At 46.7% G+C, this 21,638-nt stretch carries 16 protein-coding genes; 9 read left to right on the forward strand and 7 right to left on the reverse strand.

Going from position 1 to position 21,638, the window contains the following annotated elements; translation table 11 throughout:
* Positions 1–128: 128 nt before the first annotated feature.
* Positions 129–329, reverse strand: a complete 201-nt coding sequence (locus QGP82_RS07175; RefSeq protein WP_499058072.1) for a hypothetical protein — start codon at positions 327–329, stop codon at positions 129–131.
* A 112-nt stretch (positions 330–441) separates the two neighbouring features.
* Between QGP82_RS07175 and QGP82_RS07180 the strand changes: the two genes are divergently transcribed.
* The 3 genes from QGP82_RS07180 to QGP82_RS07190 are packed head-to-tail and all read left to right on the forward strand — an operon-like array spanning position 442 to position 5,110.
* The gene (locus tag QGP82_RS07180) at positions 442–1,581 is read left to right on the forward strand and encodes an ATP-binding protein (protein ID WP_499058073.1); all 1,140 of its coding nucleotides are present in this window, start codon (positions 442–444) and stop codon (positions 1,579–1,581) included.
* A gap of 6 nt (positions 1,582–1,587) precedes the next feature.
* A complete protein-coding gene (locus QGP82_RS07185; protein WP_499058076.1) occupies positions 1,588–3,915 on the forward strand; it encodes a DUF5682 family protein in 2,328 nt (775 codons plus the stop codon).
* A 10-nt stretch (positions 3,916–3,925) separates the two neighbouring features.
* Positions 3,926–5,110, forward strand: coding sequence for a VWA domain-containing protein (locus QGP82_RS07190; protein WP_499058078.1), 1,185 nt, complete (start codon positions 3,926–3,928; stop codon positions 5,108–5,110).
* A gap of 210 nt (positions 5,111–5,320) precedes the next feature.
* On the opposite strand, the gene QGP82_RS07195 is transcribed toward QGP82_RS07190, so the two are convergent.
* Positions 5,321–5,695, reverse strand: a complete 375-nt coding sequence (locus tag QGP82_RS07195; RefSeq protein WP_499058080.1) for a hypothetical protein — start codon at positions 5,693–5,695, stop codon at positions 5,321–5,323.
* 462 nt (positions 5,696–6,157) lie between these two features.
* Here QGP82_RS07195 and QGP82_RS07200 point away from each other — a divergent pair, with 462 nt between their 5' ends.
* The 6 genes from QGP82_RS07200 to QGP82_RS07225 all read left to right on the forward strand — a co-directional run bounded on the left by QGP82_RS07200 (position 6,158) and on the right by QGP82_RS07225 (position 15,443).
* Positions 6,158–7,324, forward strand: coding sequence for a response regulator (locus QGP82_RS07200; protein WP_499058082.1), 1,167 nt, complete (start codon positions 6,158–6,160; stop codon positions 7,322–7,324).
* Between the two features lie 86 nt (positions 7,325–7,410).
* The gene (locus QGP82_RS07205; RefSeq protein ID WP_499058084.1) at positions 7,411–7,773 is read left to right on the forward strand and encodes a response regulator transcription factor; all 363 of its coding nucleotides are present in this window, start codon (positions 7,411–7,413) and stop codon (positions 7,771–7,773) included.
* Positions 7,774–7,799: 26 nt separating this feature from the next.
* Positions 7,800–8,330, forward strand: a complete 531-nt coding sequence (locus QGP82_RS07210) for a chemotaxis protein CheW (protein WP_499058087.1) — start codon at positions 7,800–7,802, stop codon at positions 8,328–8,330.
* An 80-nt stretch (positions 8,331–8,410) separates the two neighbouring features.
* Positions 8,411–11,806, forward strand: a complete 3,396-nt coding sequence (locus QGP82_RS07215) for a GAF domain-containing protein (RefSeq protein ID WP_499058089.1) — start codon at positions 8,411–8,413, stop codon at positions 11,804–11,806.
* Positions 11,807–11,869: 63 nt separating this feature from the next.
* Entirely contained in the window at positions 11,870–14,983 is a 3,114-nt protein-coding gene (locus QGP82_RS07220) for a hybrid sensor histidine kinase/response regulator (protein ID WP_499058091.1), read from the forward strand.
* Positions 14,976–15,443, forward strand: coding sequence for a chemotaxis protein CheW (locus QGP82_RS07225; protein ID WP_499058093.1), 468 nt, complete (start codon positions 14,976–14,978; stop codon positions 15,441–15,443). The genes QGP82_RS07220 and QGP82_RS07225 overlap by 8 nt, the downstream gene beginning before the upstream one ends.
* Before the next feature lie 26 nt (positions 15,444–15,469).
* Here QGP82_RS07225 and QGP82_RS07230 read toward each other — a convergent pair whose 3' ends face one another.
* The 5 genes from QGP82_RS07230 to QGP82_RS07250 all read right to left on the reverse strand — a co-directional run bounded on the left by QGP82_RS07230 (position 15,470) and on the right by QGP82_RS07250 (position 21,630).
* The gene (locus QGP82_RS07230; RefSeq protein ID WP_163667034.1) at positions 15,470–15,745 is read right to left on the reverse strand and encodes a DUF7219 family protein; all 276 of its coding nucleotides are present in this window, start codon (positions 15,743–15,745) and stop codon (positions 15,470–15,472) included.
* Between the two features lie 478 nt (positions 15,746–16,223).
* Entirely contained in the window at positions 16,224–17,909 is a 1,686-nt protein-coding gene (gene ilvD / locus QGP82_RS07235) for a dihydroxy-acid dehydratase (protein WP_163667036.1), read from the reverse strand.
* Between the two features lie 97 nt (positions 17,910–18,006).
* Positions 18,007–19,320: an adenylate/guanylate cyclase domain-containing protein gene (locus QGP82_RS07240; RefSeq protein ID WP_163667038.1), complete on the reverse strand. Its 1,314-nt coding sequence runs from the start codon at positions 19,318–19,320 to the stop codon at positions 18,007–18,009.
* A 260-nt stretch (positions 19,321–19,580) separates the two neighbouring features.
* Positions 19,581–20,534: a phosphoribulokinase gene (locus QGP82_RS07245; protein ID WP_163667040.1), complete on the reverse strand. Its 954-nt coding sequence runs from the start codon at positions 20,532–20,534 to the stop codon at positions 19,581–19,583.
* Between the two features lie 241 nt (positions 20,535–20,775).
* The gene (locus QGP82_RS07250) at positions 20,776–21,630 is read right to left on the reverse strand and encodes a lipopolysaccharide assembly protein LapA domain-containing protein (RefSeq protein ID WP_163667042.1); all 855 of its coding nucleotides are present in this window, start codon (positions 21,628–21,630) and stop codon (positions 20,776–20,778) included.
* Positions 21,631–21,638: the final 8 nt, after the last annotated feature.

A 21,638-nucleotide genomic window follows, 5' to 3' on the forward strand; every position in this document is an offset into this window, starting at 1 on the left:
CTCACAGGGGTACTTAATTGAAATTCTAATCAATGCAGCGGATTCTCTGGTCAGACCTTGGATACGGGGGCTGGAAACCCTTCTCTCCTCAGAGCAAGTCGCCATTAATTTGGGCAAAACTTAGGTAGCTAATAATAGCGATCGCAACAACTATGGATTGCATTACTTATTAAAAGAAATAGCCATTGTTCTACATCCCGATTTAACCCCAGCCATTGCTGAGTCCTTAACTCAGATGCCTGAAAACGACAGTCGGTTTTATTGGATAAAAAGCGCATTGGATGAATTTCACGAACATATGCATTTTCGATACGAAATGCATCAGGCATTTAAGCCCAGCGGTTAACCCACCCCCCTAACCACCCTCCCAAGAGGGGAAAAGTCATCCTATGGCAACTCTACTCTTTACCTTCTATTCTCCACTTTTTATCTAACCCTCCCATGCCAGCAACAAAATCAACAGCTCAGTCCGCTAAGCATAAAACCTCCAAGTCAGAGACAGCAGAAACTATTCTGCGGCAACACGCAGAGGAACAGTTTGCCAATGAACTAGCAGCCCTGGCTGACGCTGATGACCGACAACGACCGCCTAATTGGCAGATGTCGCCCTGGGCAGTGGCCACCTATCTAATGGGTGGAACGCTGGATAGCGGAGCGGAGATTTCCGCTAAGTATGTGGGCAGTCGACGGCTGATGGAGGTTGCGATCGCCACACTTGCCACCGATCGCGCTCTGCTCCTTTATGGCATTCCTGGAACTGGCAAATCCTGGGTGTCCGAACACCTAGCCGCTGCCATTGCCGGAGACTCCACCCTACTGATCCAGGGCACAGCAGGTACCAGCGAAGAAGCCATTCGCTACGGCTGGAACTACGCCCAGTTGCTAGCCAAAGGACCTTCCATGGATGCCATTGTACAAAGCCCGCTGATGAACGCCATGGCAACTGGCAAAATCACCCGCGTAGAAGAACTCACCAGGATTCCAGCAGATGTGCAAGATACATTAATTACAGTCTTATCAGAAAAGACATTGCCCATCGCTGAACTGGGGGAAGAGGTACAAGCCCAAAAAGGATTTAACGTTATTGCCACCGCTAATAATCGGGATAAAGGGGTAAATGAACTCTCTAGTGCCCTCAAACGACGCTTTAATACAGTAATTCTGCCCGTACCTAGCCAGGTAGAAGAAGAAATTCAAATTGTACAAACCCGTGTGGAGAGTCTAGGAAAAGCGTTAGAGTTACCGGCTGAAACACCTGCTCTCAATGAGATTCGACGGATTGTTACCATCTTCCGAGAGCTGCGTAATGGAGTAACCGAAGATGGAAAGACTAAACTGAAGTCTCCCAGTGGCACCTTGAGTACAGCGGAGGCAATTTCTGTTGTGAATAGTGGTATGGCCTTAGCCGCTCACTTTGGCAACGGCAGCCTCGACGCTGAAGATTTAGCAGCAGGCATACAGGGCGCAGTCGTAAAAGACCCTGTACAGGATGCCGTGGTCTGGAAAGAGTATTTAGAAACCGTGGTGAAGGAGAGAGACGGATGGATAGATATTTATCGCGCTTGCCGGGAGTTGGCTTAAATCATTATGAGCATCCATATTTTTGGCATTCGTCATCACGGTCCAGGCTCTGCCAAAAGTCTTTTAAAGTCACTCCACACCCTGCAACCCGACATCGTTCTCGTAGAAGGTCCCCCCGAAGGAAACGACGCTCTTGCTCTCCTTGCCCATGAGGACATGCAACCGCCTGTTGCCCTACTAATCTATGCCCCTGAACAGTCAGAACAAGCCGCCTACTATCCCTTTGCAGTGTTTTCACCTGAGTGGCAAGCTATCCAGTACGGGCTAAAGCAGAATATTCCCGTACGCTTTATGGATTTGCCCCAGACACATCAGATAGCGGAGCGGCTAGCGCAACAGCCGCCTAAGGCAAAAAGTGAAGGAGAAAGAAGTGAAGAGGCAAAGAATGAAGGGTCAGACAGAGCATTAGAAGCAAAGGGTCAGTCTGATGGTTCTCCCAATTCCCAAGTTCCTGTTCGATCAATTCCAGCAGACCCGTTAGCTTGGTTAGCTGAAGCAGCAGGCTACAGTGACAGCGAACGCTGGTGGGAACATATGGTGGAGCAGCGTCAGGATAATACCGAGATTTTTGAGGCAATTTTGGAAGCAATGTCGACACTGCGGCAAGAAATTGAGCAAACCCACCCATCAGATCTTGAAAATCCGCGAGATCATCGAGAAGCACAGCGAGAAGCCTATATGCGCCGCACGATTCGTCAGGCAAAAAAAGAAGGATTTGAGACAATCGCAGTGATTTGTGGTGCCTGGCATAGTCCGGCTTTATGTGAGCCCTTACCAGCTCAAAAGCACGATAATGCCTTACTTAAAGGGCTACCCAAGCTCAAGGTAAAGGCCACCTGGATTCCCTGGACCTATGGAAGATTATCCAGCGCTACTGGCTATGGGGCTGGTATTCACTCTCCCGGTTGGTACGACCATCTTTGGCAGTCGTCCCGCCCTCAGAAAATAGCCATTGGTTGGATGGCCCAGGTAGCAAGATTATTACGCCAGGAAGATATTGATGCTTCTGCTGCCAGTGTGATTGAGGCAGTACGATTGGCGGAGGCCCTGGCTGCGATGAGAGAGTCTGCAATGCCGGGTCTAGACGAACTGAATGAAGCCACCCAGACCGTACTTTGTTTTGGTGATGCAACGCCCATGCAGCTGATTCACCAAAAGCTGATTGTCAGTGAGCGGCTAGGGCGGATTCCAGCAGAAACACCCTTAATTCCGCTGCAGCAAGACCTACAGCGCTTACAAAAACGCTTGCGACTCAAACCAGAAGCCAATGAACGCCTTCTCACCCTAGATTTACGTAAAGACATAGATCTAGAACGTTCCCATCTGCTACACCGTTTGAGCCTGCTAGATATTCCATGGGGCCAACCCCAAACTACCAGCGGTAAGGGCACCTTTAAAGAAGCCTGGCAACTACGTTGGCAACCCGAGCTCAGTCTTGCGGTAATTGAATCGGGACGTTGGGGCAACACCATCGGAGCAGCGGCCCAGACCTATGCCAAGTATCAGGTAGATATCGCCCCTGATTTGCCAGCGTTAACTAATTTGCTAGATAAGGTACTGCTGGCCGCACTGCCCGATGCTGTCACCTATTTACTGAGTCAACTGCAGGCAATGGCAGCAGTGTCCAGCGATATAGCCCACTTGATGGCAGCACTACCACCGTTGGCAAATGTGTTGCGTTATCGTGATGTGCGCCAGACAGATGGGACGATCGTAGCCCAAGTGGTAGATGGATTAGTGGCACGGATCTGCATTGGTTTACCGGGAGCCTGTGCGTCTTTAGATGATGATGCGGCAGCTGCCATGCTGAAGGCGATTAATCAGACAAATAGCGCGATTAAACTACTGCAAAATGAGAACCATGGCAGGGCATGGTCGGCAGTGTTGTTAGTGCTATGCGATCAACAATCGCTCCACGGTCTCATCGCCGGACGCTGCTGCCGCTTGCTCCTCGACGAAGGCAGCCTAGAACCAGAAAAGGCTGCTCAGCGCATGGGCCTAGCCCTTTCCCTAGCGAATGAGCCGCCACAGGCTGCCGCTTGGGTTGAAGGCTTTTTACAAGGTAGTGGCTTGTTGTTGCTCCACGACGACATCATTTGGCAAGTCCTAGATGACTGGGTGACTAGCTTAACCAATGAGCAGTTCACTGCCCTATTACCACTGTTGCGTCGCACCTTTACAGGTTTCTCACCACCTGAACGACGACAAATGGGAGAACGGGTGCGGGCTGCGGGCTGCCAACAAACTCAAGTCACTGCCGTCACAGATTTTGACACAAAGCGTGCTGAATCAACTCTGCCCCTCATCGCCCAGCTTCTAGGTCTGCAACTATAATCGCAACCCCATGGTCAGTAACTCTCAAGACACAGGTAAAACAGAACGGCTCAGACGTTGGCGATTGATCCTCGGCGGTGGAGATGCTGATGGTATCTGCAGTGCTGACGGTGAAGGAGGGCCGAACTTAGGCAGTGGTGATATGGCTATGGATCAGGCCCTCGCCGCTCTCTATGATGACAAACAAGAACGCCGAGGTGGACTAGGCGGTTCTGCCCCTAAAGTAGCCCGCTGGCTCGGGGATATTCGGCAATATTTCCCTAGCTCAGTGGTGCGGGTGATGCAGCAGGATGCGTTAGAGCGATTGAACCTGCATCAAATGCTGCTGGAGCCAGAAATGTTGTCAGCGGTTGAAGCGGATGTGCATTTGGTGGCTAACCTAATGGCGCTGAATGGAGTGATTCCAGAGAAAACTAAAGAAACAGCCCGTTTAGTGGTGCGTAAAGTTGTCGATGAGCTGATGCAGAAGTTGCAGAATCCCATGCAGCAAGCGGTAATGGGTAGCCTTAACCGCAGCCAGCGCAACAACCGTCCTCGCCATAGCGAAATCGATTGGCATCGCACCATTCGAGCTAACTTGCAACATTATCAGCCAGAGTATTCCACCATCGTTCCTGAGCGGCTCATTGGCTTTGGCCGTAAGCGATCTGCCCTCAAAAATGTTATTCTGTGCGTTGATCAAAGCGGATCGATGGCTCCTTCTGTAGTCTATGCCAGTATTTTTGCCGCTGTATTAGCATCTATTCCTGCAGTGAGAACCCAGCTAGTGGTATTTGACACAGCAGTAGTCGATTTAACCGAGTTATTGCAGGACCCGGTTGATGTTCTCTTTGGCACTCAGCTAGGTGGTGGCACAGATATCAACCAGGCCATTTCCTACTGTCAGAGTCATGTACAACAGCCACAGGAGACTATTTTGGTATTGATCAGTGATCTGTATGAAGGTGGCAACAATGACGCCATGATTAAGCGTGTGGCCTCCTTGGTAGCATCAGGTGTTCAAATGATTACCCTCTTAGCTTTAAGCGACGAGGGTGCTCCATGTTTTGATCGTGGCAATGCGGCAAAATTTGCGCGTTTAGGAGTCCCAACATTTGCCTGTACTCCTGATCAGTTCCCTGATTTAATGTCTGCGGCCATTAGTCATAGCAACATTAGCCAGTGGGCAGCCAAGGAGGATATTGTGACAGCTTGATTTATTTACAGAACGTTCTCCCAAAGAAGACAGGGGCCAAAAGTTAGGAGTCAGTAAGTTCCTTGCTACTGACTCCTGATTACGTTCGGCTAAGACTTTGACGGTGAGGATTCGATGGTGAGTTCAACCAAACCATTCATGTCGAAGTCTGATGCTCCACCTAACCAAGATTTCTCAACTTAAGTTGATACCCTAAGCATTGAAGAGAGTCTATTGTTTCAAGGACAATAACCTTTCAGGCTGTTTTGTAGTGCTAGATGTTTCTTCAGGAAGCGTCTGAATAGCTTGATCGCAAAAATGCTTTACAAACTCTTGGGCTTCAATCAGATTATTCGGATATCTAATCTGCTCCCAGATATAGCCATGGAGATTATGGATATCTTGATAGTAGAAGCCATGTTCTGCAAGGTAAGTAACGACGTCCCACAGAGCCTGGTTTGATCTGCTGGGTGAATGAAACTTAATGCCCATTTGGTAAGCGGTATGGCCACAGTGAGGGCATAATCGAATAAACCCTGGGAATTTACCTGGGCGTTTAAATGTGGTGTGACAATCAAAACAAGCGAAAGGGGCGATGCCATGCATGGGAATATGTCCTTTGCTGTCCTTAGTGTGTGACCTCTTTAACGCCCTTATTATGGCGCAACTATTTTGCTTAGATCATGACGAATTAATAACTTGTCAACATTGTCAACCAAGCTAGATAGCTGCATTTTTTTAATAACATTGCCCCCAGGCTATGGAAAGAGGTCTTGAGACTGATGCATAGTTGTCCCATTCACCTAAGCACAGCGCGTAATTAGCTTAGGATAAATTCTCTCATCTCTCAATCCGTGAATGGACGGAACATAGGGATTTCCAACAGATCCGTGTAATCTCTGATGCCTTTAGGGGAAGTCTCCTGCGCAGAATAATTACTAAATCTGTTTCAGCATTGAGTATTATAAGCATATGTCATGCATGCCAGTCATCGTCGATCTAGATAAAACAATTAAGCATTACAGAAAATGTCAGTTCACTGGAATTTTGTCGATTAAGGCTGCGACGATGGCTCCATGGCTTCTATACTTTTTAGCTGGACAAATAGTTTGGGCTAATACGCGCACCCATGCCCAACGTCGTTGGCATAGGCATCTTTTAAAGCATTGTCCAGAATTAATTAAGCAAGACTCTGGTGTGGACCTAACCTACAATGAACTAGCCAGATTAGTGATGCGTAAACAGTTCAGTAGAGAGCGTTTTTCTGAGCTTGCCGCAGGCTGTATTTCAGAAATTTTATTCGATATTGTGCAGCAGGGAACTCTACATTTTCAAACATCTAGAAAGCTACTAGTGTACCAAACAAGTCCTCGAGATGCAGCCAAATTCCCATGCATTAGTCTGCAACATCTTCCAGTATGGGAACAAGCACAACAGGACTGGAAGATGTGGAAACAGGCAAACTTAATTGATATTTTGCCTAATCAAGCTCCTACGATCAAACAACCTCAAAAATTACAAGAACATACATCATCAGCCACATTTCGAGCTTTAACAGGTTTGCTTGATGGTCAACAAACACTCCGAGATTTAGAATTAAGGGTTAAACAACCTTTGACCCCTTTGACGCTATCTATCTTGCCCCACATACGCAATAATTTTATTCGCATGGTTGCCATTGATAAGCTGGATGATCAGGCGGCCTCTGCCCATGGCTCTTCCTCCGCTTATCAAACTGTCGGTGTTTCACGCCAGACTACAAATACTTCTTCCCATGAGGTTTCATTGAATTCATCGGTCAAGCCATCTGGGAATAGTCCTACGGTACTCTACATTGATGATAGCCCTGCAGATAGCCAGGCCATGGGACAAATTGTTCAAACTGCTGGGTATCGCTATGTGAATATTGCAGATCCCTTACAAGCGTTACCACAGCTTTTAGAAGTCAAACCTGAGTTAATCTTTTTAGATTTAGTCATGCCCATTGCCAATGGGTATGAACTGTGTGCTCAGATTCGGCGAATTTCTGCGTTTCGAGATATTCCGATCGTCATTGTTACCAACAATGATGGTATTTCGGATCGGGTACGTGCCAAGGTTGTAGGTGCCTCTGGTTTTATGGGAAAACCGATTAGACAGGCGCGAGTATTAAAAGTACTCAAGAAATATATGCAAAACAATAAAAATACGGCACCCACTTTTCAACAACAATCTCAGCTTTCTCCTTCAGTCTGATAGCAGAATATCTAAGACTTGATACAGAAAATTTAGTCTACAAATTTCTTTAACACACAAATCTACCCACTATTTTGAGAGGTTCTATGGTAACAGCTTTAATTGTAGAAGATAGTTTGACGGATAGGGAACATCTCACCCATTATCTCCAGCAGTCAGGGATAACGGTTGTAGGTGTGAAAAGTAGTGAAGAGGCGCTATTGGAGGTCCAAACTAAGTTACCTGATATGGTTTTCTTGGATGTTGTTCTTCCAGGGCAAAGTGGTTTCGAATTCTGTCGCGATCTCAAGACCAACGAGCAAACGCAAAATATCCCCGTTGTCATCTGTTCAACAAAAAGTACAAAAGCTGATAAGCTTTGGGGCTCAATGTTAGGAGCTGATGCTTATTTAAGTAAACCGATTGATCAGCAACAGCTGGCGGTCACACTGCAACAAGTGATGAGTTAGGTAGAAATCCTAGATATACCTCCAGCATGAACACACTACAGTCTCCTTTGCAGGAACAATCAGCTCAAATTGATCCATTGGGATTAGACCCAATTCCTGAAGATACTCGTCAACGTTTTCTGCGATTTAAGCTTTTAGAAGAACATAGAACATTATTGTCGCTACAGGGCATTGCAGAAGTCCGGCAGTTAACGACCTTAGACATTTTGCCCATTCCCGAAGTATCGAATTCTATGTTGGGGGTATGCAACTGGCGCGGTGAGATTCTCTGGCTGGTTGATCTCAACGCATTAGTCGGCAACCGCCCTTTGTGGCATCAAGCTCCTTTGCTTGAACAACCTATGGTTATTGTGGTGCAAAAAGCCCCAAAAGCTATCGGATTAGTCGTAGAACAGGTGGATGACATAGAGCTGATAGAGCCTCAGTCAATTTGTCCGCACACAGATCTATGTGCCCCAACTTTAGCTCCCTATGTGACGGGATACCTTGCTAATCACCAAGGCGTTATTCTCGATACTGTAGCCATTATTGAGAATATGTATCAGGCCCCTCCTTAGGTAAGTATCTCTTCGCGAAACCAACGGTCTGAGCCTATCTATAGCTGCTTTAAAGCATTGTAAGTTTACTGAGTTTTCCTATGTCAAATGCTGCAAATACCCATCCAGATAAACACTCTAAAGATTTAGAGTCTAGTCTTGAGTTAGATCTCTCCCTTGAGAAGGTTGACCTGATTTCTCCTGAGTTGATGTTCCCTGATCAGGACCTAACTCTTGAAGAGATCACTCCGGATGAGGATGTTCTAGAACGCTTGCCTGAAACGACAACACCTCTGTCCCTAGCTATGGATTCTGTACCATTTGCTCCTTGTCAGGGTAGGCGACCGTTTGAGATCGCAAATACCATGGCCCAAGCCATCAATCTGGAAAACCTTTATCAAATCACCGTCACTGAACTGCGCAAACAGTTTGCTATAGACCGGGCTTTGATCTATCAATTTCAATCTGCTGCCCATGGTACAGTTATTGCCGAATCTCTGACCACTGGTTATCGTCCAGTTTTGGGCCAGGCATTAGCTGCCCTAGCCTTTGGCTTACCCAACACCGACAGCTATAAACAACAAGCTATTGTTAGTGTCCCAGATATCGCTGACGCTGCAACCACACCGTATCAAATGCAGCTATATCAGCATATACAAGTACAGGCTAATTTAAGCCTGCCCATTTTTCTAGAAGATCAGCTATGGGGGTTGCTCGTTATTCAAGCCTGTGCAACACCTCGTCAATGGACGCATCAAGAAATCGCCTTGTTCTATCAGGTAGGCACTGAGTTAACCCTCAAGCTTCAGGTCCATACATTACAACAACAAAGACAGCAAGAGGTCACGCGCGAGCGTTTACTGACAAGTCTCACTGATACTATTCGCAACTCAGCTGAAATCCAACAAGTATTTGATTCAACCACCCGCACCCTGCGACACTACCTCACAACCGATCGAGTTGCTATCTTTCAGTTTCATCCAGAAACAAACCATGGCAGTGGCACCATTATTGCCGAAAACGTTAGCGCAGATGTTGTCTCGGCTCAAGATGTGCAGGTCAACGATCATTGTTTTGGTGGCAAGATGGCTGAAGCCTATCGACAGGGACGGTTCTGGGCTGCGGCAGATATTTATGAACAGGTATTACCTCCTTGCCATACCGAGATCCTGGCCCAGTTCCAGGTACGGGCAAACTTAGTCGTGCCATTGCTCAAGGCAGATCAGTTGTGGGGATTAGTCTGTATTCACCACTGTGTTGGCCCCCGCCAGTGGACAAACACAGAAATCACCTTTGTGCAAAGAGTCGCTGCTCAATTAAATGTCGCGCTACAACAGGTTGACTATTTAGAACAGGTGAACGAAAAAAATCAGCAGCTAGAACAGATTGCCCTGCAAGAACAACTCATCACTAAAATTACCGAGCGACTACGTAAAACTACAGATCTCAGCAAAACTCTACAGATTACCGTGCGTGACATCCGTCATATGCTCAAAGCCGATCGGGTAGGACTGTTTCAGTTTGACATGGCTACCAATTATAGTGTGGGTGAGTTTGTGGTGGAGGATGTAGCCCCAGGCATACTTTCTGCAAAAGCTACTCAAGTTCAAGATCATTGCTTTGCAGAAGACCAAGCTGAAAACTATCGTCAGGGCCGCTATTGGGTCGTTGATGACATCAGCACTCTAGACTTACCAGACTGTTTAGTGGAGTTACTGTCCCAGCTCCAGGTCCGAGCTAGCCTCGTGGTTCCTCTACTCAAGGGAAACATTCTTTGGGGACTGTTTTGTGTGCATCAATGTAGCAGTTCTCGACAATGGCAGAAGCCTGAAATTGAGTTTGTTCATCGTATCGGTGCCCAGCTTAATTTAGCCTTGCAACAGGCAGACTATTTAGAACAGGTAAACGAGAAAAATCAACAACTTAAACAAATTGCCAACCAGGAGCGCCTGATTACTCAGATCACCGAACGACTGCAAAAAACAACTGACCTATCCCAAACTCTGAAAACAACAGTGCGTGATATTCGCCATATACTCAAGGTCGATCGGGTTGGTCTGTTCCAGTTTGATGTTGCGACCAATTATAAAGTAGGTGAATTTGTGGTTGAAGATGTGGCCACAGGAGTATTTTCCGCCCTCGCCACTAAAGTCCAAGACCACTGTTTTGCAGATGACCAAGCCGAAAATTATCGCCAGGGTCGCTATTGGGTCGTTGATGATGTGCAGACCCTGGACTTACCTGATTGTCTGGTTGATCTACTAGCTCAGCTTCAGGTACGTGCCAGTTTAGTAGTGCCGCTATTAAAAGGTGATATCCTTTGGGGGTTATTCTGTATCCATGAGTGTAGAGGTCCTCGCCAATGGCAGGAGTTTGAAATTGAGTTTGTTCATCGCATTGGAGCTCAGCTCAACCTGGCCCTTAAACAAGCTGATTATCTAGATCAGCTTGAAGAAAAGAATGCTGCTCTAACGGCGACAGCTGCCCGTGAGAAGGCCTCCAAAGAAAAGTTACAACAGCAAGTGATGCAACTGTTAATGGAAGTGCGTCCAGCTTTAGAAGGCGATCTGACTGTACGTGCCCCTGTCACAGATACTGAAGTAGGCACCGTTGCCAGTGCCTATAACAATACGCTGCAAAGTCTCCAAAAAATTGTTTTAGAAGTACAACAAGCTGCCGCCCAAGTTGGGCAAACCTCTCAACTTAGTGAAGCATCCGTCAGCTCCTTGAATACAGAAGCTCAGCAGCAAGCAACCTCACTTGAGCGAGCGCTAATGCGGGTACAAGAGATGATGAACTTTACCGAGACCGTTGTCAATGACGCCCAGCGAGTAGAGGTTGCTGTCCAACAGGCAAATCAGACTGTACAGGTCGGTGATACAGCCATGAACCACACGGTGGACGGTATTATGGCTATTCGCTCTACGGTGGCCGATACCAACCAACGCATTAAGCAACTGAGTGAGTCATCGCAAAAAGTCTCTAAAATCGTTAGCCTGATTAGCCATTTCACCACTCAAACCCAGTTACTAGCGCTTAATGCCTCTATTGAAGCTACCAGGGCCGGTAAGTATGGGCGAGGATTTGCCGTTGTTGCTGACGAAGTTCGCTCTCTTGCTCGCCAATCTGCACAGGCAGCTACTGAAATTGAGCAACTGGTTCAGGAGATTCAAGTCAATACAGCAGAAGTTTCGACGGCAATGGAAAACGGTATTCAGCAGGTAGCTACTGGAACCAATCTAGTCAGAGACGCTCGCCAAAACCTAACAGCGATTGTAGAAGTTACCGGTCAGATCAGTGGTCTAATCCAAGGCATCACTCAAACCACCCACCAGCAGGCTACTGAGTTCAAAGAAGTGGCTGTCAGTGTAACTGAAGCGACCGAAATTGCTAACCAAACATCGCACAAATCAGAGCAATTAACTCAGTCAATTCATCAATTACTAGCTACCGCCCAGACCCTCCAGACAAGTACAGGTAAGTTTAAGGTCAGCTAAGAGAGAGTTTTGGGTTTCTGTTTTTGATTCTCGGTATCAGTTAACTTGCGGTTTGAACCAATCATGACTTCAGCTTCAGCACTTAACCAGCAGGTTCCAGCCTATTTCTTGCAAGAGGCTTCTGAACTGCTGCAACAAATAGACTGTGAGCTGCAAACTCTACGCCAGGGGTTTGGTATTCAGAAAATGCACAGCTTAATGCGGGCAGCTCATACCTTAAAAGGTGCGGCTGCTAGTGTTGGTTTGGATGGCATCAAAACCACAACCCATTCTCTAGAAGATGCGTTCAAAGCATTATGTGCCCCCGATGCCAATTTGACACCAGTTGTAGAAGGTCTAATTTTTGAAGCTTACGACTGCTTGCAACTTCTACTTTCAGTGCAGCTGACTAATTCTGAAATTGATGAGTCAGAAGTGCTGGATCGTATGGCCAGTGTTGTGACCCAACTGCAGGAAAACCTGGGCGATCAGTTTGGTCAGGATGCTTATCTGCCGACATCGACTGAGCTGGGGTTTGATATGACCCAATCCATTTTTGAAATGGGTGTGAATCAACGACTCGATGATCTGGAAAATGCTCTTAAAACCCCTGATTCAGAGAGTTTAAATGCTCTTCTACAATCCCAGGCAGACGTATTTTTTGGCTTGGCAGAGTCTTTAAATCTACCGGGCTTTGGAGAAATTGCTCGGGTTACTGTAACCGCCTTAAAGAATCGACCTAATCAGGTGGTGCAGATAGCTAAAGTTGCGCTCAAAGACTATCGCTCTGCTCAAACCTTAGTGTTACAGGGCGATCGCAACCAAGGTGGAGCTCCTAGTAAAGCACTTCAAAAGTTTTCTAAACAAAATTCTTCTAAAAGAAGAGTTCAAGAAAAAACCCAGTATCGCCAAGCCAAATCCTCCCGAATCCATCAGAAATCATCTAAAGCCAGCTGGAATAATAGGCTATGGACATGGTTAAACCAACCTATGGCCTGGAAGAAACCGCTAGGAAAGCATCATTCCCAGGTGGCTCAATCTGATGCAATAGAATCCCCGACGGTGTTAGAAGAATCCCTGGCAGTGCCAGAAAATATGAGCCGTGATAGGGCGGTAGTTGCTCAGACTCCAGATACTATTTGGAGCACCTCACCATTGCCAGATGCAGTTACAGTAGATGCCCAGCAAATTTCATCTCCAGCAACACAGGTTGAGAATGATTCCTCTGGTCCAGAGCCCAGTCTTTTATCGCAACAGCAGGCAGAACGACCTGACTCGGTTGTACCTGCCAATGAACTCCCCCAAAACACGGCCACCCTGCGAGTATCTATCAATCATATTGAACAGATCAACCACACTATTGGAGAACTCTTAACTCAGCAGAGTCGTCAGGCACTTTTCAATGAGCACATGACAGCGGCTATGAAAACTCTCCTAACTCATGTGAGTTTCCAACGGCAGCAGTTACGCAAACTTCAGCGTCAACCTGCCTACACCTCCACAATGATTGATACACCGCAACTAAAGCCAACTGAGCAACAGTTTGACGCCCTAGAGCTAGATCACTACAGTGAACAGCAGCTACTAGTGCAAGCAACACTCGACACGATGGTGCAACAAATAGAAAGTGTTGAAGCCATGGAATTATTTGTGCAACAAAATAATCAGAGCTTGGAAAAGCAACAGCGCCTGGTCAATGACCTGCGCGAAACCATGTTGGATGCAAGAATGCAGCCCCTTGGAAATTTGCTACATCGTTTCCATCAGGTACTAACACGTTTAACAACGCAGCACAGTAAACTTGTCAGCTTAAAAATCCAGGGAGGGGATGTTCTTGTTGATAAAGCTATTGTCGATAAGTTGTATAACCCTTTACTCCATTTAGTGCGTAATGCCTTTGATCACGGTATTGAGTCACCAGAAATGCGGCAGCAGCAGGGCAAACCCGAAAAGGGACAGATTAAACTCTCTGCTAGACAAACAGGCCGATATCTAGTTATCAAAATTCAAGATGATGGACAGGGGCTCAATCTTAATGCTATCCGTCAAAAGGCAATTGACAATCAACTCATTACAACGAGTGAAGCTCAACACTTAACTTCGACCCAAATTAGTGATTTAATTTTTGAGACCAATTTGTCCACTGCTAATTACGTTAACGATCTCTCTGGACGCGGCGTTGGCCTAGATGTTGTTCGCACCCAAATCCAAACTCTACGGGGTACAGTTACCGTGACCCATCAGCACGGGCAAGGAACCTGCTTTACCATCAAAATCCCTACCAATTTAACCATTGCGAAACTGTTGCTCTGTCGCGCCGGGGAACGATTATACGCGCTGATGACGGATACTATTGAACAAATCTTGATCCCGCGCGCTGAGCAGTTAAAAACTCGGAATAACAGAAAAGTGCTCAGTCTCCAGGTTAAGGATAAAGACCAGTTTATTTTAGTTGTTCCACTATCGGAAGCCCTTGCCTATAACGGTTTACTACCAATCTCTCAGCAGCTAGACATCAATAAAACCTCAGATATCTCTCCAGTTATTTTGATCCGATACAAAAATCGTCTAGTAGGTCTAGAAATAGACCAGCTGATTGGAGAACAAGAGTTGGTCATTCGCTCTCTAGGTACCCTTGCAACAACGCCCAGTTATATATATGGCTGCAGCATTCTTCCTGATGGCCGCCTTAGCCTGGTGATAGATGGCACAACGCTCGTACTCAAAGTTCTCCAGAACTTTTCTCAACATGCAACCAAGACAGGCAACAGTAAAGGAGAACAAAGAGCACCTCGAAAATCGCATGTGACTAAGCAATCCATCCTGATTATTGATGACTCGATTACGGTTCGTAATACCCTTACGAAAGCTCTACAAAACGCTGGCTATTGGGTCTTGCAGGCCAAAGAGGGTAACGAAGCTCTACAAAAGCTCCAGCACACTGATGTGGCTGCTATTTTATGTGACCTGGAAATGCCTGGCATGAATGGTTTTGAATTTTTAAAGGCCCGACAACATACGCCTAAAATTGCTTCAGTGCCTACCATCATGCTAACGTCACGTACCGGGATGAAACATCGGCAACTGGCCCAAGAATTAGGTGCCACTGGCTATCTCACAAAACCATATATAACACCACAGTTATTGACAACACTAACCAATGTTTTGGAGCAACAGCTAGAGAAGAATTATGGGTAAAAATACGTCGAAAATCATAAAACTTGTCACCTTTGAAGTTGCCGATTATTGGTTTGCCTTACCAATGAAGGCGATCTTAAAGATATTGAACTGTCCATCATCCAATGAAGGTGGAATCATTCCGCTCGGAATTGTGCAACTGGGCCCCCATACAATCCAATTGTTGGATTTACATAGCGTATTTTGCCTAGATGCCTATGCCACATCACCACGCAAAGCTCAGTTTTTACTAGTATTACGGGGTATTCAAAATAAGCTTTGGGGGATTGCCTTAGAGTCACCTCCAGATTTGGTCGAATTGCCTATTAGCGAATTTAAAGCCGTATCTACAGACAGACGCTTGACGCCTAAAAAGCAGTGGATCAGTCACATAGCTATGCTTTCTGAACAGGAAAGGAATCATACTCTGTTATTTTTAGATCTAAAAGCCGTGTTTCAACAAAAACTAGCCAACCCTTAAGAAAACAGTTAGCTCCATCTTCTACTTTAGGATTCATTGAATGACGATCCAGAGGCATCAATACCAAGTTCTTTTTTACTCTTTTTTAGATCCTTCCACAGCTTCCTAATCTGCAAGTAAGCCTCCATCGAAGTTAGCTTACCACCGGTTTCCAGGGCACAAATAATATCAACACGTTGCGAGAATTCTTGCAGGTTCGCATTAAAAGCCAACCGTTGTGGAGAAAACTTGCCATAATAACGACTGCGAGGATATAAGAAATCATCTATTTCATGCTGTTTATATGATTCAGAATTATTCATCTTAGGATTCTTAATAACTACACTTTAGGGGGCTAGCAAACACCTAAACTCCTTAGGTATGAACTAAAATTTCGGAACTGTCGGCATGCTATTCAGATATAATTGCCGTACGTGATATTACGCAGTGAGTAAAGTAAGGAGTTTCCTCGTTACGTCGTCGTTGTCTATAGAGCCCAAAGTTAACAATTTAACCAACAATCTGTCGATAACGAAAAATTGACATTCCTGCTTATTGGAAGCTGATTACTATCACAGTCAGAAAAAATAAGGAAACTCAACTCCTTGCGTTTCGTAACATAATGTGACAGCCTTTCTAAGGGAAAACGTTTTACTGGTCACAGTATTATATATACGTATAGACGGTTGAGTATAAAAATAGCCTCAGTTCCTTAGTGAACTGAGGCTAAGAGTAAAATCTACACTAGTTTTTCGGTCGACGGCTTCTGCTTTATCAGCCTTGTTCTATAGAACAGGAGACCTAAAAGAGGTCTTGGTCAGTCACTGCCCCCTGGCTGCTAGATGAAACTAATGTGGCATATTTTGCTAGCACGCCTCGCTTGTAGAGAGGTTCGGGCGCTGTCCACTGCTCCCGTCGCTTAGCAAGTTCTTCATCAGAAACATTTAACTGCAACAGTAGTTTCTCGGCATCAATGGTAATGGAATCGCCTTCTTCTACCAGACCGATGGTGCCACCAACTGCCGCCTCAGGCGCAACGTGGCCAACAACCATACCATAGGTACCACCTGAGAAACGACCATCGGTAATCAAACCAACCGAGTCTCCCAGGCCAGCACCAATGATGGCTGAGGTGGGTGCTAACATTTCTCGCATACCTGGCCCTCCCTTAGGACCTTCATAGCGCACAACAATCACATCGCCTGCTTTGATTTTGCCTGCCAAAATCGCATCTAGACAATCTTCTTCAGACTCAAATACCCGCGCAGGGCCAGTGATAGTAAACTTTTTGATACCGGTAAGTTTTGCCACCGCACCTTCCGTGGCAAGGTTGCCCTTTAGAATCCCCAGGTGACCATGGGCATAGAGGGGTTGGTTAAAGGGACGAATCACATCCTGGTCAGGGCTGGGCTGTTCGGGCACATCCGCTAGCACTTCTTCAATGGTTTGGCCGCTGACGGTAAGGGCATCACCGTGGAGCAACCCTTGTTTGAGTAACATTTTCATGACTAGGGGAATACCGCCTGCCTTGTGTAGGTCAGTGGCCACATAACGCCCGGAGGGTTTAAGGTCACAGAAAACAGGAACGCGATTACGGATGACCTCAAAGTCATCAAGGGTGAGCTCAACACCCATGGTGTTGGCAATGGCCAACAGGTGCAAGACAGAATTAGTAGAACCACCTACCGCCATAATTACAGAGATGGCATTTTCAAACGCTTTGCGGGTCAGAAGCTGGCTGGGTAAAATCTGATTGCGGATGGCATCTACCAGTACATAGGCCGATTTTTCAGTACTGTCGGCTTTCTCCGCATCTTCGGCTGCCATGGTGGAAGAATAGGGCAGGCTCAGGCCCATGGCTTCGATGGCGGATGACATGGTGTTAGCGGTGTACATACCGCCACAGGAACCAGCACCAGGGCAAGCGTTTTTCTCAACGGCCATCAGACGCTCTTCGTCGATCGTACCGGCGCTGTACTGACCAACTGCTTCAAAGGCACTGACTACGGTGAGGTCTTCGCCGTCGAGGTGGCCGGGTTTGATGGTACCGCCATAGACAAAAACGGCGGGGATATTCATGCGTGCGATCGCAATTATTGCTCCTGGCATATTCTTATCGCAGCCACCAATAGCCAATACACCATCCATACTCTGACCGGTGCAAGCGGTCTCAATAGAATCAGCAATCACATCACGGGAAACCAGAGAATACTTCATCCCCTTGGTACCCATGGAAATACCATCACTGATGGTGATAGTGCCAAACATTTGCGGCATTGCCCCAGCATCCCGCAGAGCTGCTTCACCCCGCAGAGCCAGAGTATTAATCCCCATATTGCAAGGGGTAATTGTGCTATAGCCATTAGCTATTCCAACAATGGGCTTATCAAAATCATCATCTCCAAAGCCCACGGCCCTCAGCATGGCACGGTTGGGTGAACGCTGTACCCCTTGGGTAACGACGCGGCTTTTACGGTTGTCGGCCATGGTTAATTCCTTAGCGATCCATACAGACCCTAATTGTTACAGATTAGGGCAGGAGACAAATTATGCTACGGCGGCTAAAAAATATTTTCATTGCCCTTTACGATTGAGCCATCAATGGATCTATATCAACATCCGTCACACAGGGCTCTAATAAATAAGTAATCATGGGTCCTTTACCTTTGATGACGATTGGACCACGCTGATGAAACTCATAGCGTTCATCCAACTTCTGTAGACGTTGATAGGTAGCCTCGCTAATTTGAATGCCATTGGGCACACCGTGGGATTCCATGCGACTCGCTGTATTCACCGTATCGCCCCAAAGATCATAGGCAAACTTCTTTAGGCCAATCACACCAGCCACCACTGGACCGGTATGAATCCCGATACGTAAGGCAATATCTTGACCGGTTTCAGCATTAAAGTCCGCCAATGCTGTTTGCATTTCTATGGCCATGGCAGCAACAGCTGCTGCGTGGTCAGCCTGGGGTTGTGGCAACCCTGCTGCCACCATGTAGGCATCACCAATGGTTTTGATCTTTTCTAAACCATGGTTCTCGGCTAACTGATCAAAGCGAGAGAATACTTGGTTGAGTAGATCAACAATGTTGGCTGCTGGCTGGGTCTCGGTAAGCTGGGTGAAGTTAACAATATCTGCGAATAATACTGTTACCTCAGAAAAACTTTCAGCGATAATATCTGGCCCCTGTTTCAATTTCTCAGCCACTGTTCGAGGCAAAATATTCAGCAACAGTCGCTCAGACTTTTCTTGGGCCTCCAACAGCTCACGATTAGTGGCAAAATTTTCCCGTGATAGTTTTTCATAAAAGTAAACCGAGCAGTTGCAGATACAGCAGATCCAAAACGTGTTGAGCAACAGGCTAGCAGCAGGCAAACCAGGGGTTACCACCTGTAACCCTAAAAGGGTATTGACACCAAAGTAGTAAACAATTACCCCCAGCTGAGAGATTAGATGGAGGGGCCAACCCACTGGCACTAGAGTAGCTTGAGTAATAAAGGAGAGTGCCCAACTAAAAAGATCAGGCTCGGCAATGGGGGTGTTGCTAGCTAAACCAGTGTAGGTTTCATGGAACCGATGCAACAGACTAATGGACCATGATGCCAGCAAAAAAACACCAATAATGCGACGAGGTCGATAGATATTTTTGCGAATTAGCCATAGGCAGAAGAACAACAACCCCATCCGTATTAGATTCGTGATGATCCAAAGCAGTACAAAGGGATCGTGCCCCTCAGTAACGTACGTCAGGGTGTCTAAGGGCAAAAATGTGACAAAATAAAACAGGCCAAACAGAATACCCAACCGCAACCGCCGCTGCATAAATTGATGACGCCAATGGGCATAGGATGCAAATTCGTGGATGGGCTTTATTCGGGAAAAACCAAACATGGTAGAACAGCCCAGAAGCTGGGTGCTGTTGAGTTAAAGAACAATCAAGCTGACAATCTACAGGCACGGTAATTGTGGCACATAGATTCAAACCATATGTCTGCTGATTCCTCAGACCATGTCATTTCTTCACACCCATTCGCCAGACGTCTGTAACTTTGTCGCATATCGCAGAATTTGCCAAATTTGTAGCAAAATACTCGCCCCCAGAACAATGTTCTGGGGGCGAGTATCTAAGAACTTAGAGTCGTGGTCTGAATCTATGCGGCAACTTTCATTTTGCCAGCTGTACCCATAGCCATCAGCATGTGATACGTGATCAACAACTGAGTCAGAGCTAGGGGATAGCTCTGTAGAGTTTCACCAGTGGTGCCAACAATCTTACCGACTTCCTGGTTGCCCTCCAGACTACAGAACTGCCCCAGATAAGGAACATCGCTACAAAGAATGCGCTCAAGCTGCTGCACCTGGTCAGGGGTAGCATGACCATCAATAGATAGCACGTCTACGGGCTTACCCATATCACGCTCTAGACCCAGACGAATGGCTTTACCTAAATCACTGTCCAATATATCGGTAAAATCGGGGTGCGGGATCGTGGGACGCAACACCAAGTTTACGTTGAGCAGTAGATCGTTAGCCTGCTCTTCAGGCGCATCTGGTGGATAGAAAGTAACAATTACATCAGCCCACTTACGCTGGGGACGGATGAAAGCCTCAGAGTCAGGCTCGCGTGCAGCTAGTGCAGCTAATACGGCAGCCTCATCATAGCCACGCTTGCGGGTATCACGCTTGATTTTCCACTTGGTGCGTAGGTCTTCGGGGGGCGCAAGGTAAACCTTTACGTCATAGGCATCGCGAGCAATCTTACTGGAGTAGCCCAGCAAACCCTCAACGATAACAAACTTCTTGGGCTCAATGTACTCAGGAGCATCAAACTCACCAGTAGTGTGGTTATAGATGGGCTTAAGTATAGGTCGGCCTTGGCGTAGTAGCTCTAGATGCTGTTCAATGATGTCAACGTAATTGCAATCGGGGTGAAGTGCAGAGATCCCCATTTCCTTACGCTGTTTACGGTCGTAACGATGGTAGTCATCGGTACAGATGGTCGTCACATCATGCTCACCGAGTACCTGGGCGATCCCACGGGTTAAGGTAGTTTTACCAGCGGCACTGTCTCCGACAATACCGAGGATAATTGGGCGCTCTGCCATGGACGTATCTCCTGCTTCTTTAGACTTTCTTAAACTCAGTCGTTAGTTTTATCTTATGCACCAACGGTACTGGGCTCAAGATTTTGTGTCAGAGAATACGGCTTGCAAACACCAGAAACCATTGAGTAAAAATACTCATAATCATTGAGAATGAAAGCATACAAAGGTCACTACGAGACTTAAAGTATGTAAAAAAAATTTAGATTTCATAACCTAAATAGGGTTTAGCCCGTAATGCAGTCTAGTCCGTGACAAAGGACACTTTCAGGCGATTACGTCCACGCTTAGTCGCCAAAGCTAGAAATTCTTCCGCTTTGCTAAGTAGCAATTGCTCACTTTCGGTCGGATGGTCAGGGTCAGTGACCACGCCACCGATATTGACGTCGATATTAGTCTGCGCACCATCCTGCAGGGTTATCGGTGCATCGGTCAGGGCTAATCTAAGATTTTCTGCATATTTCGTAACGGCTTTAACATCTAAACCAGTGAGGCTACAGGTAAATTGCCCTTGGTTATTGCTAAACAGCCAGGAATCTACCGTCAGGTTTTGCTGTAGCACCTGAGCGATCGCATTCCATAGGGCCTGATCTTGTTTGAGGTCGCTAGGCTCAGGTTGCTTACGCTGGGGCTGAATCAGCAGTAGCCCTACGGATTGAAACTGATGATGAAGCGGCTGCATTTTCATTCGCTGGAGTAGGGCTCGAATGACACGCGAAACCACCGCATCACTAACTAAACCAGTGGTGTGATCCAACAGATCCAGGGATTCCAAAAGGTGGTGATAGCTCTGGCGTAGATTTGCGTTTTTACGCGCTTGATTGTTGACTTCTTGCTGCTTAGCTAAAAGCTGATCTTCTAAGCTATGGGCCTGTCTTTTCCCACGGGAAATGCGCCATTCTCGCTTGAGAAATGCCGGAATGGTGACTAACAGTCCGAAAAGAACGCCCAAGCCTGATGCCAGCAACAGAGCAGTGGCCAGGTGCTGCTGCTCTAGTTGCCAGATAAAAAAGTTGATGTCGATCAGCTGGTCATTTTGCAGGGCGAATGCGATCGCAAAAAACGCCACTACCAGAGCAAAAATAAGAAATAGCGCCATAGCAGAGG

The sequence above is a fragment of the Leptothoe sp. LEGE 181152 genome (assembly GCF_032906605.1).
GTDB classification, from domain to species: domain Bacteria; phylum Cyanobacteriota; class Cyanobacteriia; order Phormidesmidales; family Phormidesmidaceae; genus Leptothoe; species Leptothoe turfae.

What these genes read in the sequence shown, in the direction of transcription:
- QGP82_RS07200 (WP_499058082.1), top strand. Translation starts at nt 6,158, where the DNA reads ATGGCTCCATGGCTTCTATACTTTTTAGCTGGACAAATAGTTTGGGCT.
- ilvD (WP_163667036.1), bottom strand. Translation starts at nt 17,909, where the DNA reads ATGGCCGACAACCGTAAAAGCCGCGTCGTTACCCAAGGGGTACAGCGT.
- QGP82_RS07240 (WP_163667038.1), bottom strand. Translation starts at nt 19,320, where the DNA reads ATGTTTGGTTTTTCCCGAATAAAGCCCATCCACGAATTTGCATCCTAT.
- QGP82_RS07225 (WP_499058093.1), top strand. Translation starts at nt 14,976, where the DNA reads ATGGGTAAAAATACGTCGAAAATCATAAAACTTGTCACCTTTGAAGTT.
- QGP82_RS07180 (WP_499058073.1), top strand. Translation starts at nt 442, where the DNA reads ATGCCAGCAACAAAATCAACAGCTCAGTCCGCTAAGCATAAAACCTCC.
- QGP82_RS07250 (WP_163667042.1), bottom strand. Translation starts at nt 21,630, where the DNA reads ATGGCGCTATTTCTTATTTTTGCTCTGGTAGTGGCGTTTTTTGCGATC.
- QGP82_RS07245 (WP_163667040.1), bottom strand. Translation starts at nt 20,534, where the DNA reads ATGGCAGAGCGCCCAATTATCCTCGGTATTGTCGGAGACAGTGCCGCT.
- QGP82_RS07185 (WP_499058076.1), top strand. Translation starts at nt 1,588, where the DNA reads ATGAGCATCCATATTTTTGGCATTCGTCATCACGGTCCAGGCTCTGCC.
- QGP82_RS07220 (WP_499058091.1), top strand. Translation starts at nt 11,870, where the DNA reads ATGACTTCAGCTTCAGCACTTAACCAGCAGGTTCCAGCCTATTTCTTG.
- QGP82_RS07210 (WP_499058087.1), top strand. Translation starts at nt 7,800, where the DNA reads ATGAACACACTACAGTCTCCTTTGCAGGAACAATCAGCTCAAATTGAT.
- QGP82_RS07175 (WP_499058072.1), bottom strand. Translation starts at nt 329, where the DNA reads ATGCCTGATGCATTTCGTATCGAAAATGCATATGTTCGTGAAATTCAT.
- QGP82_RS07215 (WP_499058089.1), top strand. Translation starts at nt 8,411, where the DNA reads ATGTCAAATGCTGCAAATACCCATCCAGATAAACACTCTAAAGATTTA.
- QGP82_RS07230 (WP_163667034.1), bottom strand. Translation starts at nt 15,745, where the DNA reads ATGAATAATTCTGAATCATATAAACAGCATGAAATAGATGATTTCTTA.
- QGP82_RS07205 (WP_499058084.1), top strand. Translation starts at nt 7,411, where the DNA reads ATGGTAACAGCTTTAATTGTAGAAGATAGTTTGACGGATAGGGAACAT.
- QGP82_RS07195 (WP_499058080.1), bottom strand. Translation starts at nt 5,695, where the DNA reads ATGCATGGCATCGCCCCTTTCGCTTGTTTTGATTGTCACACCACATTT.
- QGP82_RS07190 (WP_499058078.1), top strand. Translation starts at nt 3,926, where the DNA reads ATGGTCAGTAACTCTCAAGACACAGGTAAAACAGAACGGCTCAGACGT.